Below are 17,958 nucleotides of genomic sequence, written 5' to 3' on the forward strand. Positions count from 1 at the left end.
AGTAACTCATTAATTTGGAAAATGCAGGACTTGTTTCTTCGAATCGCAAGATCTTTTTATTTAACTTGTATCATTTCCTCTTATTTGTACAACCCCACGGATTGGCGTAATAATATTTCCTCTACTCACAACATCCTCTCTCGTTCTCGCAACATTGCATTCCATACGCGCAACATTCTCTCCCATCTCCGCAACTTTCCTCGTAATCACAATGATACACTCCACGCAAAAACCACTAGCCTCGTTTGGCTAGTGGTTTCTTACAACCCTTTATTTTGCTAATGGAACTTGGATCGACATGCTTTGGCATTCTGCTAGTTTGCAGATGTCGAAGTTACCTCCGCTTACGATGATTCCTACATTTCGTGATGCGGATGGCATGTGGTGGTTCAACACTGCCGCTACTGCTGCGGCTCCAGCACCTTCAATAAGTGTTTTTTCACGTTCGAGCATAAAGAGAATTGCGGTTGCAATTTCTGCTTCGGATACGGTGATAATGTCGTCTACGAGGGAATGAATGATATTCATTGTCAGCTTTCCTGGTACTTTCACGTTAATGCCTTCTGCAATTGTTTTGCCTTGGAATGGGACGAGCCCTCCATTTTTTCCTTTAAAAGCAGTCGCAATGGCAGAAGCATTTGCGGATTGAACGCCAATAACTCGGATATCTGGACGAGTCGATTTCACGGCAAGTAAGGTGCCTGCTAATAAGCCTCCGCCACCTGCTGGAACGACGATTGTATCGATTTCGGGACTTTGCTGCAGCATTTCCATTGCAACGGTTGCCTGACCTTCGATGACGGCTAAATCGTCGAAGGGATGGATGAATGTGGCACCTGTTCGAAGCTGTTCTTCTCTTGCTGCAACATAGGCTTCGTCGAAATTTTGTCCGACTAGCTTCACCATAGCGCCGTATCCTTTTGTTGCGTTTACTTTCGTTTCAGGTGTTCCAATTGGCATGAAAATGGTTACTGGCACATTGCGTGCTTTTCCAGCATAAGCAACTCCTTGGGCGTGATTTCCTGCAGAAGCAGCTATTAATCCTTTCTCGCACTCCGCTTCTGATAGCTGTGATACTTTATTCATTGCACCTCTTATTTTAAATGAACCCGTTTTTTGTAGGTTCTCCAATTTCAAGTACACTTTCTTTCCCGTCATTGCGTTAAATGTAGTCGACATTTTACACGGTGTACGATGCACGAACTCCGCTACTTTTTCTGATGCTTCAAATAAACCTACAGTGTCGTATGAATTCCCAACAAAACCATCTCCTATTTAGCTAATTTTTTGTTTTCAAATGCTTGAATATGATCTTCGTATTGGAAAGTCAATGAAATTTCATCCCATCCATTTAAAAGCATTTTCTTTTGGTACTGGTCGATGTCAAATGAATAAACCGAACCATCCGCTCCTGTTACCGTTTGTTTTTCTAGATTTACTTCTACTTTATATTCTTCTTTACTTAAAATCGCTTCCACTTCGTCGACAGACAATATAATAGGAAGAATTCCATTTTTCATGCAGTTATTATAAAAAATATCGGCGAAACTCGGAGCGATGACTACACGGAATCCATAATCCAGTATTGCCCACGGAGCGTGCTCACGCGATGATCCACATCCGAAGTTATCATGCGCTACTAATATAGTGGAATTTTTATAGCGATCATCGTTTAATACAAAATCTTGAATTGGATTTCCTTCTGCATCAAAGCGCCAGTGGTAAAACAAGTACTTGCCGAATCCTGTGCGCTCAATTCTTTTTAGAAATTCCTTTGAAATAATTTGGTCTGTATCGACATTTTTTTGATTTAATGGGGTAATGACGCTTTTTATTTCATTAATAGGCTCCATCGTTTTTCCTCCTTACGCGTTTACTAAATCAATTTCGCCTTGGCGTAATTGCGTCCAGATTTTGCATCGAACTTGTTCGATGAACTCCTTTACAAAATCTGTGACATCCGCCGGGGGCTCAACTAGATTCAGCAGGGGTCTCAAACTCCTACTGAATCTAGTTGAAATTTGCGAATATCTACAATATGACCTTCGATTGCGGCGGCGGCTGCCATTGCTGGACTCATCAAATGTGTTCTAGATCCTGCACCTTGTCGACCTTCGAAGTTGCGGTTGGATGTAGATGCACAATGCTCGCCAGCTGGAACGACATCGTCATTCATCGCTAGGCACATACTGCAGCCAGATTCACGCCATTCAAATCCCGCATCAAGGAAAATTTGGTCGATGCCTTCTTGTTCTGCTTGTTTTTTCACGGTTTGTGATCCTGGAACAACAATTGCTTTTACGCTTGGATGCACTTTACGCCCTTCAATTACGCCTGCTGCAGTGCGTAAATCGCTTAGGCGGGCATTCGTACAAGAACCGATAAATACATTCGTAATCGCAATATCCGTTAAAGGCATTCCTTCTTCAAGACCCATATAAGTAAGTGCTTTTTCATGTGCTGATCTGTCGCTTGCTTCTGTGAAGTCTGTTGTAAGTGGGATATTGTTTGAAACACCTGAACCCATAGATGGATTTGTACCCCAAGTAACGAAAGGTTCGATTTCGTCAGCAGAAATTTCAACTGTTTTATCGTAAACTGCTCCTTCGTCTGAAGCGAGTGTCAACCAACAAGCTGCTTCTTTTTCAAAAGCTTCACCAGTTGGAACATGTTCGCGACCTCTTAAAAATTCAACTGTCGTTGCATCTGGGCTGATTAAACCTGCACGAGCTCCAGCTTCGATGGACATATTACAAATTGTCATACGTTCTTCCATCGATAGATTGCGAATTGCTTCGCCTGTGTACTCCACAATATATCCAGTACCCATATCGATACCAAACTTCGAAATAATCGCTAAAATAATATCTTTTGCTGCAACTCCGTAACCAAGTTCTCCAGTAACTTTAATTTCCATTGTTTTCGGTTTTGCTTGCCAAAGTGTTTGAGTAGAAAGGACATGCTCTACTTCACTCGTACCAATACCAAAAGCAATCGCGCCGAATGCACCATGTGTAGATGTGTGGCTATCTCCACATACGATCGTTTTACCAGGTTGCGTTAAACCTAGCTCTGGACCGATAATATGGACGATTCCTTGATCTGGATGGCCCATATTTGCAAGTGGAACTCCGAATTCTTCGCAGTTTTCTTGCAGTGTATTAATTTGCTTACGTGCAATTTCGTCTTTAATTTGTTCTCTATTACGAGTTGGGACGTTGTGATCCATCGTTGCATAGCAAAGATCCGGCCGACGAACTTTGCGATTGTTTAGTCGTAACCCTTCAAAAGCTTGTGGAGATGTCACTTCATGGAGTAAGTGTAAATCGATATAGAGAAGGTCTGGTTTCCCTTCTTCCTCATATACTACATGTTCATCCCAAATTTTCTCAATTATCGTTTTTGCCATTTTAGTCCCTCTCCTTTTGGTTAGACATACGTAAACATAATACTGTCAGATACAAATTCTGAATCTAGTTCTTCTAATACTTTTGCTGTCCATTCGGTTGTCGAAAGAACGCGTTTGCCTTCTACTTGTAAATCAATTGTGAAATTACCATCATTTAGCACATTAAATACTGCTTCTTCAATTGCCGCTGCTTCTGTTTCCATTTGGAAAGCTTCGCGTAACATCATTGCTGCAGAGAGAATAGTCGCTGCTGGGTTTGCTTTATTTTGTCCCGCGATGTCAGGAGCAGATCCGTGGACTGGTTCGTATAAACCAAAACCGTCTTCTCTTGTACTTGCTGATGGTAGCATTCCTAGTGAGCCTGTAATAACAGAAGCTTCATCACTTAAAATATCACCGAACATATTTTCTGTGACAATAACGTCGAATGCATCCGGCTTCGTAATCAATTTCATCGCCGTCGAATCAACCAGCATATGTTCCACTTCTACATCTGGGTATCCTTGTTTTTTCTCTTCAACAATTTCACGCCATAGTTTACTAGAGTCTAGTACATTCGCTTTATCTACAGAAGCAAGTTTCCCTCTGCGGCTTCTCGCAAGTTGGAAAGCAGTATCGACGATTCGCTCGATTTCTTCACGTGTGTATACAAGTGAGTCCAATGCGTAATCCTTTGTCTTTTTTCGTGGCTCAGCGAAGTATAAACCTCCTGTTAATTCACGAACGATGACTAAATCAACCGATTCTGCGATCTCCTTTTTAAGCGGTGATGCTTCTAATAATGCAGGAATCGCTTTTACTGGACGAATATTTGCATATAGTCCGAAATGTTTGCGAATTGCTAGTAATCCTTTTTCGGGGCGTAAATGAGATGGATTTTGATCCCATTTTGGCCCACCAACTGCACCTAAGAGAATGGCATCACTTCCGCTACATAAGTTAATCGTCTCTTCAGGAAGTGGATTTTCGCAAGCATCAATTGCCGCTCCACCGATCAAAGCGTATTGCAAGTTAAAGGTATGGTTATATCGTTTTTCAATCGCCTGAAGCACCTGGACAGCAGCTCCTGTTACTTCAGGACCGATTCCATCTCCTGGTAATACTGTTATCGTTTTTTCCATCTCATTCACTCCTGTTAGTTTGTCTAGACTTCAGGCGCCAGCCGCTCTAGGTCAAATGTGAAATTGCTGCTCCTGTGCAAAGCTCGTCGCAGAAGAACGTTGTCACGGCTAAACGGGCGCCTTTCGCTTTTCTCAGTTATTGTGTAACTGGCACTCTTTCTTGATAATGTGCTTTTATTAACTGTCTATTGATCGCATTTAAATACGCTTTTGCAGAAGCTTCTAATACGTCTTGTGAAGCATTACGTCCAACGGAAACGACGTCGTTAAATGTTAAGTTAATAATAGCTTCGCCAAGTGCGTCTCTGCCTTTAGAAACAGAAGACACACGATAATCAATAATATGAACTTCCCCATTCACAAGCTTTTCTAGCGTATTGAATATCGCTTCTACTGAACCAGCGCCAGTAGACGATACGACTTCCACTTGACCAGATGGCGTTTTCGCTTGAACCGTAGCAGTTGGAATATTTGATGTGCCGTACTGCACTTGCACGCTCTCTAATTCATATACATCCACTTCAGGCGTGTTTACTTGTTGATCTGTTAATAAAACAAATAAATCATCCTCTGTGATTTCTTTCTTAGAATCCGCTAATTTCTTGAATGCTACAAATGCTGCCTTTAGTTTTTCATCACTTAAATGGAAGCCCATTTCCTCCGCGCGGTTAGTAAATGCATGGCGACCAGAGTGTTTTCCAAGTACAAGTTCGGTAGATGCATCACCGATTAGTTCTGGTGTAATAATTTCATATGTTTCAGGGTTTTTCAGCATACCATCTTGGTGAATACCAGATTCGTGTGCGAAAGCATTTTTCCCAACTACCGCTTTGTTTGGTTGAATAGCCACTCCTGTTAACTTACTTACAAGCTGACTTGTGCGTTTTGTTTCTTTTAACACGATGCCAGAATCCGTTTGATAGTAGTCTTTGCGAATATGTAGTGCAACTGCAATTTCTTCTAGCGCTACGTTACCAGCACGTTCTCCGATTCCGTTAATGGTACCTTCTACTTGCGTTGCACCATTTTCAATTGCTGCAAGTGTATTTGCTGTTGCTAAACCTAAATCATCATGACAATGTGCGGAAAGCTTTACTCGTTCAATGCCATTCACATTTTCAGTTAAATATTTGAATAAAGCACCGTATTCGATAGGAGTTGCATACCCTACAGTATCTGGTACATTAATAGTCGTAGCCCCTGCTTTAATCACTTCATTAATAATTCGAACAAGAAAGTCTTTATCCGAGCGAGTTGCATCTTCTGCAGACCATTGTACGAGTGGAAAATATTTTCTTGCCAGTTTCACTGATTCAACAGCAAGTTCAATCACTTGTTCTGGTGTTTTATTCAACTTAGTTTGCATATGAATTGGGGATGTTGCAATAAATGTGTGAAGATGAGGCTGCACTCCACCTTTTAATGCCTCCCAAGCAGTTTCAATATCATCTTTATTCGTACGAGCTAAACCTGTAACAACTGAGTTTTTCACCGTATCAGCAATCAGTTTAACTGCTTCAAAGTCTCCAGGGGATGAAGCAGGAAAACCTGCTTCAATAATGGAAACTCCGTACTTTTCAAGCTGACGAGCGATTTCTAACTTTTCTTGCGTGTTTAGATTGATCCCTGCGGATTGTTCACCGTCACGAAGCGTTGTGTCAAAAATGTCAATTTTGTGCACTCGTCACCACTTCTTTCTTCACTTGTTTTTTCCCTTCATTGATAAATGGCATCATTTCACGAAGTTTTGCACCAACAACTTCGATTTGATGTTCCGATTCTGCTTTTTTAATTGCGTTATATTTTGGACGATCTGTTTCGTTTTCTTCGATCCATTCTTTCGCAAACTTACCGCTTTGAATATCTGTTAATACGTCTTTCATACGATCTTTTACAGAAGCATCGATGATTCGTGGTCCTGATACGAAGTCTCCCCACTCAGCTGTATCCGAGATAGAAGAACGCATTGTAGCCATTCCACCTTCGTACATTAAGTCAACGATCAGTTTTAATTCATGTAATGTTTCAAAGTATGCAAGTTCTGGTTGGTATCCTGCTTCTACAAGTGTTTCAAAACCGGCTTTTACGATTGCAGTTGTACTACCGCAAAGTACTGCTTGCTCTCCGAATAGATCTGTTTCTGTTTCTTCTTTAAATGTTGTTTCAAGAACTCCAGCACGAGCTGCTCCGATTCCTTTTGCATAAGCTAAAGCTAGGTCTTTTGCGTTACCAGTTGCATCTTGATGTACAGCGAATAATCCTGGTACTCCTGCTCCTGCTTCAAATGTTCTACGTACTAAGTGTCCTGGTCCTTTTGGCGCTACTAAGAATACATCCACGTCTGCTGGTGGTACGATTTGATCGAAATGAACGTTAAATCCGTGTGCGAATACTAATGATTTCCCTGCAGTTAATGCTGGTGCGATTTCTGCCTCGTATACTGCTTTTTGTCTTTCATCTGGTAATAAAATCATAATAACGTCCGCTTTTTCAGCCGCTTCTTTTACCGAATAAACTTCTAATCCATCTTCTTTTGCTTGGTCGAATGATTTACCTGCACGAATACCTACTACTACGTTAAAACCTGAGTCTTTCAAGTTTTGTGCGTGTGCGTGGCCTTGTGATCCGTACCCGATGATTGCGATTGTTTTGTCCTTTAAAAGTCCTTCGTTGATATCTCCGTTATAATACATTTTAGCCATTGTTATTTCCTCCTCAGAATTTGGGTTTTTAAATATATAAGTTAAAACTGTGTTACTAAATGAATGACTAGCTTATAAAATAGACAGCTGTGGTGTATGGACCTTTTGGGTCTCGCGAACAAATGCTGTTACGCCTGTTCTTGTTAAGTCTTTAATGCCGTATGGTTTGAGCAAATCGATAAATGCATCGATTTTTTCTGGATTACCTGTCACTTGGTATGTCACGACATTTTTGCCAGTGTCGATCGTCGCTGCTCGGAATGGTTCAACAATACTATTAATCTCTGCTCTTACGGTTGGTGGTGCGACCACTTTCACAAGTGCGAGCTCCCGAACGACAATCGACTTTTCAGTAATATCGTTAACTTTCAGCACATCTACTTGCTTTTGAAGTTGCTTTAATAGTTGCTCCAGTTTTTGTTCATCTTCTACATTTACGACGAACGTCATTTTGGAAATTTGCGGTTGTTCTGTATGACCTACTGTGATGCTTTCGATATTGAACTGACGTTTCATGAGAAGGCCAGTTACGCGGTTTAAAACGCCGCTTTGGTTCATCACGGTTACAGTAATGATGCGTTTCATTCTGGTTTCACTCCAATCATTTCGTGTAGTGCCGTACCTGGTACAACCATTGGGTATACTTTTTCTTTTTGAACTACTCTGCAATCTATTAATACTGGTTCATCGGATGCTAATGCTTCTTTTAATTGAACTTTGGCATCCTCGTACGTTTCGATTTTGTATCCTTTTAAATCGTAAGCTGCTGCAAGTTTCACAAAATCCGGTTGAACAGGGATTAATGAATGCGAATAACGCTCACCGTGGAACGTTTCTTGCCACTGACGCACCATTCCAAGTGCTTGATTGTTCAAAATAACGATTTTCACTGGAATGCGCATTTCTTGTAGTAGCGACAGTTCTTGTAATGTCATTTGGAACCCTGCATCTCCAACGATGGATACTACCTTCGCTTCTGGCTTTGCAAGCTGAGCACCAATTGCTGCCGGGAAGCCGAAGCCCATTGTTCCAAGTCCACCAGATGTTACCCAGTTATGTGGGTGATTGAACTTGTAGTACTGTGCTGCCCACATTTGGTGCTGCCCTACATCTGTTGTGACAACTGCATCTCCATTTGTATATTCGTGAATGAGTTCTACTACTTGCTGTGGGAGCAGTCCTTTTTCTTCACTTGCTTCATAAAATAAAGGGTATTCCTCTTGATTGATTTGTAAGCTTTCTAACCATGCTGCCGTGTTGCCATTCGGAGCATTTTGTTCTAATAAAGCGGTTAAAGCTTCTTTTGCGTCCGCTACAATCGGAATTTCCGTTGGTACATTTTTTCCGATTTCTGCCGGATCTATATCGATATGAATCACTTTGGCGTTAGGTGCAAAGTGAGCTAAGTTCCCTGTTAAACGGTCATCAAATCTTGCCCCAACGTTGATGAGTAAATCGCAAGTTTGAATCGCCATATTTGCTGTATACGTCCCATGCATTCCTGCCATTCCGATAAACAGTGGATGGTCCCCTTCAATCGTTCCTAAACCGAGTAAGGTATTTGTCACAGGAATTTGATATTTCTCTGCAAGCTCCACTAATTGATCGGATGCTTTAGCAAATAATACACCCGCACCGGCTAAAATGAGCGGTTGTTTTGCCGTTGAAATGGCTTGTGTTGCTTTTTGAATTTGTAAAAAGTTCGGTGTTGTCGTCGGTTGATATCCTGGAAGATTTACCTCATCTGATGTCTCATCAGTTGGGCTAAAAATCCCTGTTGCCATATTTTTTGGAATATCTACGACGACTGGTCCTGGACGACCTGTGGAAGCAATATGAAAAGCTTCGTTAATAATTCTTGGTAAATCCGCTACATCTTTTACTTGGTAATTATGTTTTGTTATTGGTTGTGTAATACCGATGATGTCTGCTTCTTGAAAAGCATCTGTTCCGATAACCGTCGTTGCAACTTGCCCTGTGAAAACAACGAGTGGAATCGAATCCATCATTGCATCTGCAATTCCTGTGACTACATTTGTTGCCCCCGGACCACTCGTTGCAATGACAACCCCCACTTTCCCAGAAACTCGTGCATACCCTTCTGCTGCGTGAATAGCTCCTTGCTCATGACGCGCTAAAATATGTCTAATAGGGTTTTTATGTAACGCATCATAAATCGGTAAAACGGCTCCACCTGGATAACCAAAAACTACCTCAACTTGGTGCTTTTTTAATGTTTCAATTAAAACATCTGCACCATCCAACTGTTTCGGAGCTACCGAGGTTTCGGGTTCTTCATACATTTGTTCTGTTTCTTCAACAGTCATCTTCATCATAATTTCCTCCTTTTGATCAAATCGTCCAGAAATAAAGAAAAGCGTAAGGCGCCCGCTTTGCCGCGACAGAGTTCTTCTGCGACGAGCTCGCGCAGGAGCAAGCGAATGGCGATTTCCGAGGAGGCAGCTCCTCAGTCACCGCAGGAACGCTCTTCTGCGACGAGCCCGCGCAGGAGCAAATTGATATTCGACCTCGAGCGGCAGGCGCCTGGAGTCTAGACAGTAACTGAATAGACAAGTAATACTTACTTACATGTTTGTTATAGAAAAAGAAAAGAATTTCACCCCATACAAAAAAACTATCGTTCTTTTGTATAGGGATGAAATTCTTTTCATGGTACCACCCTAGTTCGTAGCGCAACCGCTACCTCGCAGACAACCGACAAAAAGCCGACCGTCCATTTTTAACGAGAGTAGCTAAGTAGTACTACACCCGGAAGTATCTAATAGGTTTCCCATTCAACACTTCACTCCGAGGGGATGTCGCTAAAGGTTGTATTGCCGGTTCCCAGCGCTACCAGCTCTCTGTAAATACAAGATTCCTTTAACTTTTGCCTCATCAATGATTTATAGTATTAGATTTTCATGACTCCACCTGTGCTTGCAGATGTTACGAGTTTCGAATATCTTGCTAAATAACCTTTTTTAATCTTTGGTTCAAATGGTTGAAGTTTAGATCTTCTAACCGCCAATTCTTCTTCACTAACTTGCAACTCTATCGTTCTATTCGTTAAATCGATAACGATAATATCATCATCTTCCACTAAAGCGATTGGTCCACCATCTGCAGCTTCTGGAGAAATATGTCCAATAGAAATTCCTCTAGATGCTCCTGAGAATCTTCCGTCTGTAATAAGTGCTACTTTTGTTCCTAACCCGCGACCTTGAATCGCAGAAGTTGGAGCGAGCATTTCCGGCATTCCTGGTCCGCCTCTTGGGCCTTCGTAGCGAATGACTACTACATGCCCTTCTTTAACTGTACCGTTGTCAATTGCTTCTTGAGATGCTTCTTGTGAATCAAACACAATTGCTTTCCCAGTAAACTCTTTGATAGAAGGATCCACTGCGCCGACTTTAATAACTCCGCCTTCTGGGGCAATATTTCCGAATAAGACGGATAAGCCACCTACAGGACTATATGGATTTTCTTTTCGACGTATGACTTGATCATTTTTAATCTCATAATCTTTTACATTTTCATAGAGTGTTTTACCCGTAATCGTCATACGATCTGGATGAACAGCCCCAGGAATTTCGCAAAGTTCTTTTATAATGGCACTAACCCCTCCAGCAAGATGTACATCATGCATAGAGTAATCAGAAGCTGGCATAATTTTCGATAAATATGGAACACGCTTCGCTACTTCGTTAATCTCTTTCACGTCATATTCGATTTCTGCTTCATGTGCGATTGCTAAAGTATGTAATACAGTGTTTGTAGAACCACCCATTGCCATGTCTAGCGCAAATGCATCATCGATTGTTTCTTTTGTAATAAGATCACGAGGTTTAATATCTTCTTTTACCATTCTTACTAGATGTTTTGCCGCTTCTTTAATCAGCCGGTGACGTTCCTCGGAAGTTGCAACAATCGTCCCGTTACCTGGAGGTGTTACCCCAAGCATTTCCATTAAAGAGTTCATCGAGTTCGCTGTGAACATTCCAGAACAGGAACCACATGTTGGACATGCATTTTGTTCTATGTCTAGTAATTGTTCCGCTGTCATTGATCCCGATTTATAAGAACCAACACCTTCAAAAACAGAAGTAAGTGAAAGTTGTTTGCCGTCAGCTGAAGTTCCAGCTTCCATTGGACCACCTGATACAAAAACAGATGGGACATTCGTCCTTACAGCTGCCATTAACATTCCTGGTGTGATTTTGTCACAGTTTGGAATGTAAAACACACCGTCAAACCAGTGAGCATTAATAACTGTTTCTGCTGAGTCTGCAATAAGTTCACGACTCGGAAGTGAATATCTCATCCCGATATGACCCATAGCAATTCCATCATCTACCCCAATCGTGTTAAATTCGAATGGAATTCCACCGGCTTCACGAATTGCTTCTTTAACGACCTCTGCAAATTTGTTCAAATGCATATGGCCTGGAATAATATCAATATAGGAGTTACAAACGCCAATAAACGGTTTATCTAAATCTTTTGTTTTGACCCCAGTTGCGTAAAGTAAACTTCTATGTGGGGCACGGTCCACGCCTTTTTTTATCATGTCACTTCTCAAATTCAATCGCTCCTATACTTACCGCTTATCCAGCGTTTAGCTTTGTAGCTCAGACTATTTATAGTCTTCTTTAGTTTGTGAATTTTCTCACAATATTTAATATATTGTAGTTATCATATCGCCTTTAAAAAGCCGCGTCAACACCCTTTTTTAAAATAGTCTGTCAGTTCGGAATATTCGTTTTTAATGTAATCGTTTACATTTGCTATATATCACACTTTACACACTTTAAAAATAATTGTGAATTTTTTTAAAAAAATAAAACCCCTCCTCAATTGACGTGTGAGAAAGAGTCTTATTTACAAAAACTGGAGACAAAAAAACCTTCTCGGCATACGAGAAAGTTTTTTGTCACCATAAATCTGGCTTTGCTACCATAAACCAAAGCATGATAAGTAGCAATAAAATATACATCCAAACAGAGCGACGAAGTTTTCGAATGAGTGTTTCTAAATTGATCTTTTCATTTCGGTACAATCGAATATTCGGCTTAAACGCACGTGCTAGGAAAACAATCGAACTTACCATTACAACAATCGTCATAATGACCCACGACGTCGACCAAGGCCAATTTCCTTGCCACATAAGTAAAATACCCGAAACAACAAGCACATGCCCAGCATGCTTTACAATGCGAGTTTATCAATTCTCTATTTTTGACTTTCATCCTATTTAATAGGGGGAAAAGCACGAAGAACGGACCAATCGACAAAATCGCGCTGAATACGTGTGTAAATATTATTAATGCGTACATAGAATCATCACCTATGTAGAGTATACGATATTGTATGGGAGAAGGTTGTGTCTAGATAAGGAAGATTTTTATGGTGAGCAGTTTGATTCGAGGGGGAGACTCGCTTACGCGCAACTTAAGGTGCGTTTCTCGCAATATCATAGTGTTTATTAGCAACATAGGACCGCTTTCTTACAACATTTTACTCAAATATTAGCAGTAATTGGAGTTGGTATAAAAATGGACATGTAAAAAAAATAAAGGGAGCGTGTCTATGACGGTCGTTCAAACCAGAGAATTGTGAGAATACTTAGCGAAGTCAAAGTGGAAGATGGAAGTAGAGCTGAAGGAGGAAATAAAAAAGGTCATGTATGTCTACGTAGTGACCAGATACTCAAGGAATTAGAAAAAACCAACCTGTGTTTTATAGAAGGTTGATTTTTGGTTCTAGACACATAAGTGCACAGAACTATTAATATTTTACTATCCTATAGGAGATGGATCTACAGTTTTTAGAGATAAAAGACTAATCAGTGAAATGAAAACACCTATTTTTCCCTATAGAAATTAAACATATACGTATTTGATTGCACATATACATAATAAAAGGGCTATCTCTATCAATTTTTCGCCCTTCAAAACTGCACTATGAATAGAGGTGAAAACCAATGACAACATACGAATTGCTAAGCTTACTCATTCAACTATCTGGCGGTTGGATTGCTTTTATGTCGGTGGCGTTGTCAGTTATCTTTTTCTTATCAAGAAAGAAGTAACCGCCCCAATCGGCAGGAGTGTGGACAATTACTTCTTTCTCATCAGTCAAAAGCTTTTGCTGCCCAACTAATTACGTCGTCGTACGATGCACACAATCGACCATGATTTTGTCTTACAGTCTACTATTCTATGACTGAGTGCTCAAACACTCAGTCCTTTTTATTGTATGTCGAGTTTTAAATTATATGATAAATTGCTGTTTGAAGTGTAGTACGATGTCAGTAACTTTTATCTATAGTATGCAACAAACACTACTAATAGAAACAATACTTTTAGTATTTTCCTAGAGTCAGGAAATAAGCGCCCAAAAAAGTATTTTTATTTAGATATCTAATAGTAGTTTGATGTATGAAGTATTAATGAATACACAAAAAAACACAGATAACCACCTGAATAACCGATTTTCATTTCATTGGTATACCTTGATGTGTATTTTATTTTTTCTTTACCGAAATCAGAACCATCAACTACATCATGTCGAGCTACATACATTTCTCCATTATACTTTTCCTGATACCGTCATCTTCTACATGCTCATTAAATTTCAGAGTTTTATATCCCCTGGTGCATCAATTACATATCCAATTGTCGATTCTAATTGATTGATTGGATCGTAATTACGTAAATCTTCAAAATCAAGTCCTGTGATCGCTTCGATTTTTGAAACGGGCACTTGATACGTTTTATATTCACCGTAAGCAAATTCTAAATCATCAATAAGATTTTTTTGAGTCTGCAAATAAGCCGTTGCAGATAGGTTCCCATCCTTTTTAACAATGACAGCTACTTTCCAAAATTCTGCCGGTATTTGTACGCCTCTATAAATAATGTCATCTACCCGAAAAACCGGTCCAGTAAAAACTGTTACTTTAAGATTCGAGTTTTCGGCATTGTCTAAAATATAATTCTCCAGATCTAGCCAGCTTTTTTGATTCAACTTACTTTGCTGGGGAGCACAATTTGTAAAATGGAACGTATCCTTATTCGCCTTTTCCGCCGAATCTCCCCAAATTGGATCGAGCCGTCGGACAAGATGTCCCCGATCAAGCGTATTATTTTTATATAATTCAGGACCGCATTGGTACTCTTTTTCAATGCGGGAATCGAGATACCACTTGTCATTACGACCAATCTTCATCAACTGATTTCCGTCAATATTTACCACCGTATAATATGCTAAACGGCGTGATTTGCTCATGACAATTGAAAAATGCGTATAATGGAGCACATTGCTTCCGTCTTTTAACTGGACAATATCCTTTTCCAGATCAGACCGGAATAACGGATGAGGAACTTCATAATCTTCACCAAGAAATCGAGTGTCATAACCAGCCGAACCTTCGTACCATGAATCGCTTAATTCCTCAACTACCATCTCTTCAGAAGTACGACCTTGGACTTCCCACCCCTTCACAATGTCATTTATTAATGAGTGTTGCTCATCACTCAAGTTGGCGGTTTGCTCCACGACAAACTGGATAATACTACTTATACGAATCCCTTCATTGGCAATGAATTCAGTATGGTTCTTTGGATCTGGAACGCCTGCATGGTGGAGGCAGATTACAATCCATTCGTCATTATATACAGGTGAACCGGAGGAACCGGGCATAGTATCTGTCGAGTAGTGAACATAATCGTCAAATACATCCAAAATTTTATTTTCTCTAATCGCTACAGCTTTAGGTGCCCCTGAAGGATGTTGAATAATTGATACATATTCATCAACCAACCCTTTGCCTGTTTGCGGAATGAGGGGCAAAAACCCAAAATCACTTACTTCTGTACCATCAGCAGATACTTCCTTTATCGCGACTAATGTGAAATCAAGCTTCTGATCCGTTATAAATAAACGCTCGGGTGTTAAACGGAAGGTTTTCATCGGACGTTCGTTTAAGTCAAGATCAACTTCATAGTTGAATTGTGCGACACTAAACTGAGCCGTCTCGTAGTTCTCCAAAACATGATTATTTGTAAGCAAGACGGAAGGTGAGACAAGAAAACCTGTAGCATGTCCAAGAACTCTGCCTATACGATCTCGAATTTCAATTCTACAAACCGGATTGGCTGCTTGAAGACCTGCTTCAAGATAAGAAATAGGAAATAAATCATTTCGTCCAATAATACGCTCTATAGCAAGTCCATCACGTGGATCAATAATCGCTTTACGAAGTGTAACTCGCTCAGGCGTATCTACTTCCAAAGGATTTTTAGTTTGTAGTTCACTAGCAATTCGTTCCCGTTCACTAGAACGTGCAATATAGCGCTTTAATGCTTGTTGTTGCTGCAATTCTACGAGATCCATATTAAGGTTTTGAAACTTATCAAGTCGTTTAATAGACATGTTTATCCTCCTTATAAAATAGATGTAGATTCGTTTCGTTCTGATTATTCTAACATTTCAGTCATTTTATTAAAAGTTACTTTTTAAGGGGTAATTTGATATATTTTTATTCCAAAAATAAATCAAATATTACTTTAGTCATTTGAAACCTGTCTTCATTACTCTTTATCTGATCCTTTTGAGTGATAAGAACGTAGATTTTTCTGAATAAATTCCAGCCACTCCTTCCCTATTCATTCCTACTAGTCCATTGAATGAAGACGGGGATTATCTGTATACAAATGATGCAGTTTGGCTTAAGGTTTGAGAAATTAAAAAAATCGCTCTGGACACTTTTGATCCAGAACGATTTTTATTTTCTCTTTCTTTATGATTAAAGATATCTTAATGAAACTCATTTTCTTACAACTCAATAGTTAAGTAACGGTTACTCCTAACATGTAGCATGTACTACTAATTGAAATATTTGATTAAATATCATCACCGTAATAGTGAATAAGTGCTAAATAGGATATCTCTTAAATATGCCTTCTGAATCGATTATTCAATCTATTCAATATTGAATTGACCGAATAATCAGATAATGATACGATTTATTATACGGAAGATATCTAGATTCTTTCCTGGACCACAATGGATATGTTGCACATGTTTCTGGAACGATTGCTTCTTAGGGAGTGTGAATAATGATTGCACATACACATTAATAAAAGAGCTATCTATATAATATTTTAACTTAATAAAAATGCACCTTGAATTTTGTTCATTTGCGAAGAATGTGTGACGGATTGTTGATCATTTCCAAACGAAAGGAGGTGAAAACCAGTGGCAACTTACGAAATACTAAGCTTACTCATTACACTATCTGGTGGATAGATGGATTGTTTTTATTTCGGAATCGTTGTCAGTTATCTTTTTCTTATTGCAAAAGGAGTAACCGTCTTTCTTCACAGCCTAGTGCTTTTTCTTCCCAACCGTTTACACCGTCACACAATGTGCAAAAGTGGTCATGATTTTGTCTTACAGTTTACTATTGTAGGACTGTGTGCTCAAACGTCTAATCCTTTGTTATTCTATGTCCCGTTTTTATAATATGATAAATTGCCGTCGGAAGTACAACTCTTTGTCATTGAATGATGGACAGGCTTGCGCATATAGGGCTTATTACAACTCACTATGTAATTAACTTTCCATTAGTATGTAACTGGAACTAGCACTTCTAATAAAAATAAATCTATTAGTAGATTCCCCATTACAGTGACTTAATGATAACAAAATTTTTATTAAGTTTATATTACCTTTAGGAGGTATAAAATGGAAAATTTTGCTCGTGTAATTCCACATGAAGTGATTGTACAAATGACGGAGGTCAATAAAGTTCCTCCAGGTGTAGAATTAATTCAAGCACCTAAGATCTGGAACAAAACAAAAGGAAAAGGTGTTACGGTAGCTGTCCTGGATACAGGATGCGATAGTATACATCCCGATTTACAAGAACGGATTATAGGCGGTCGGAACTTTACGGACGATGATGAAAGCAATCCTGATATATTCCTCGATTACAATGGACATGGCACTCATGTTGCTGGAACGATTGCTGCACAGCAAAACGATAATGGCGTAGTCGGAGTAGCTCCTGAAGCAAGTCTACTTATCGTAAAGGTATTGAATAAAAAAGGCTCGGGACAATATGAGTGGATTATAAATGGAATCAATTATGCCATCGAACAAAAAGCGGATATTATCTCCATGTCGCTAGGCGGTCCAAATGATATGCCTGAACTTCATGAAGCGATTAAAATGGCCATCAGTAACAATATTCTTGTAGTTTGTGCCGCTGGAAATGAGGGTGACGGTGACGATTCAACCGATGAATTCGCCTTTCCAGGCTGTTATAACGAAGTCATTTGTGTAGGTGCAATAAATCTTGAGCGCCGCTCTTCCGATTTTACCAATTCTCACAATGAAATCGATTTAGTTGCTCCCGGAGAAAAGATCCTCTCTACGTATTTAAAAGGGAAGTATGCAACGTTAAGCGGAACTTCAATGGCTGCACCTCATGCCTCTGGAGCACTTGCTCTCATAAAAAGTTTGGTGAACAACAATTTTGGTCGAGAACTTTCAGAGCCTGAGCTCTATGCCCAGCTAATTAAAAGGACCATCCCACTAGGATTCTCGCCCAAGCTTGAAGGTAACGGGCTCGTTTATTTGACGGTCATCGAACATTTGAGCGATGTATTTGAGAAAGAGAGTAAAGAGTTGGTTTTGAGTTCACAGTAATATTAATAAAATG

General features: G+C 39.8%; 12 protein-coding genes, 1 pseudogene and 1 other annotated feature. Of the genes and pseudogenes, 1 reads left to right on the forward strand and 12 read right to left on the reverse strand.

Annotated features, from left to right (window positions below; genetic code table 11):
• Positions 1-60: 60 nt before the first annotated feature.
• From ACIQYS_RS05880 to ACIQYS_RS05935, 12 genes and pseudogenes are all read right to left on the reverse strand, one after another.
• The gene (locus tag ACIQYS_RS05880) at positions 61-210 is read right to left on the reverse strand and encodes a hypothetical protein (RefSeq protein ID WP_402976123.1); all 150 of its coding nucleotides are present in this window, start codon (positions 208-210) and stop codon (positions 61-63) included.
• Positions 211-270: 60 nt separating this feature from the next.
• Positions 271-1,200, reverse strand: coding sequence for a threonine/serine dehydratase family protein (locus tag ACIQYS_RS05885; protein ID WP_402976125.1), 930 nt, complete (start codon positions 1,198-1,200; stop codon positions 271-273).
• 71 nt (positions 1,201-1,271) lie between these two features.
• Positions 1,272-1,853 (reverse strand): 3-isopropylmalate dehydratase small subunit, encoded by a 582-nt coding sequence (leuD, locus tag ACIQYS_RS05890; RefSeq protein WP_402976127.1) that lies wholly within the window; start codon positions 1,851-1,853, stop codon positions 1,272-1,274.
• A gap of 140 nt (positions 1,854-1,993) precedes the next feature.
• Positions 1,994-3,409, reverse strand: coding sequence for a 3-isopropylmalate dehydratase large subunit (gene leuC, locus ACIQYS_RS05895; protein ID WP_402976129.1), 1,416 nt, complete (start codon positions 3,407-3,409; stop codon positions 1,994-1,996).
• A 20-nt stretch (positions 3,410-3,429) separates the two neighbouring features.
• Positions 3,430-4,530 (reverse strand): 3-isopropylmalate dehydrogenase, encoded by a 1,101-nt coding sequence (gene leuB, locus ACIQYS_RS05900; RefSeq protein WP_402976131.1) that lies wholly within the window; start codon positions 4,528-4,530, stop codon positions 3,430-3,432.
• A gap of 136 nt (positions 4,531-4,666) precedes the next feature.
• The gene (locus ACIQYS_RS05905; RefSeq protein WP_402976133.1) at positions 4,667-6,211 is read right to left on the reverse strand and encodes a 2-isopropylmalate synthase; all 1,545 of its coding nucleotides are present in this window, start codon (positions 6,209-6,211) and stop codon (positions 4,667-4,669) included.
• Complete coding sequence (gene ilvC, locus ACIQYS_RS05910; RefSeq protein WP_402976135.1) at positions 6,198-7,232, reverse strand: ketol-acid reductoisomerase; 1,035 nt, start codon at positions 7,230-7,232, stop codon at positions 6,198-6,200. The genes ACIQYS_RS05905 and ilvC overlap by 14 nt, the downstream gene beginning before the upstream one ends.
• A gap of 72 nt (positions 7,233-7,304) precedes the next feature.
• The gene (gene ilvN, locus ACIQYS_RS05915; protein ID WP_402976137.1) at positions 7,305-7,817 is read right to left on the reverse strand and encodes an acetolactate synthase small subunit; all 513 of its coding nucleotides are present in this window, start codon (positions 7,815-7,817) and stop codon (positions 7,305-7,307) included.
• Positions 7,814-9,535, reverse strand: coding sequence for an acetolactate synthase large subunit (gene ilvB, locus ACIQYS_RS05920; RefSeq protein WP_402976390.1), 1,722 nt, complete (start codon positions 9,533-9,535; stop codon positions 7,814-7,816). The genes ilvN and ilvB overlap by 4 nt, the downstream gene beginning before the upstream one ends.
• 346 nt (positions 9,536-9,881) lie before the next feature.
• Positions 9,882-10,140 (reverse strand) — a binding site (T-box leader).
• 3 nt (positions 10,141-10,143) lie between these two features.
• Entirely contained in the window at positions 10,144-11,811 is a 1,668-nt protein-coding gene (ilvD, locus tag ACIQYS_RS05925) for a dihydroxy-acid dehydratase (RefSeq protein WP_402976139.1), read from the reverse strand.
• Positions 11,812-12,162: 351 nt separating this feature from the next.
• Positions 12,163-12,565, reverse strand: a pseudogene (locus tag ACIQYS_RS05930) (SirB2 family protein).
• 1,300 nt (positions 12,566-13,865) lie between these two features.
• A complete protein-coding gene (locus tag ACIQYS_RS05935; protein ID WP_402976141.1) occupies positions 13,866-15,665 on the reverse strand; it encodes a DNA/RNA non-specific endonuclease in 1,800 nt (599 codons plus the stop codon).
• 1,314 nt (positions 15,666-16,979) lie between these two features.
• Between ACIQYS_RS05935 and ACIQYS_RS05940 the strand changes: the two genes are divergently transcribed.
• Positions 16,980-17,945, forward strand: a complete 966-nt coding sequence (locus ACIQYS_RS05940) for a S8 family peptidase (RefSeq protein WP_402976143.1) — start codon at positions 16,980-16,982, stop codon at positions 17,943-17,945.
• Positions 17,946-17,958 lie beyond the last annotated feature (13 nt).

The organism is Psychrobacillus sp. NPDC096426 (genome assembly GCF_044762745.1).
Taxonomy (GTDB): Bacteria; Bacillota; Bacilli; order Bacillales_A; family Planococcaceae; genus Psychrobacillus.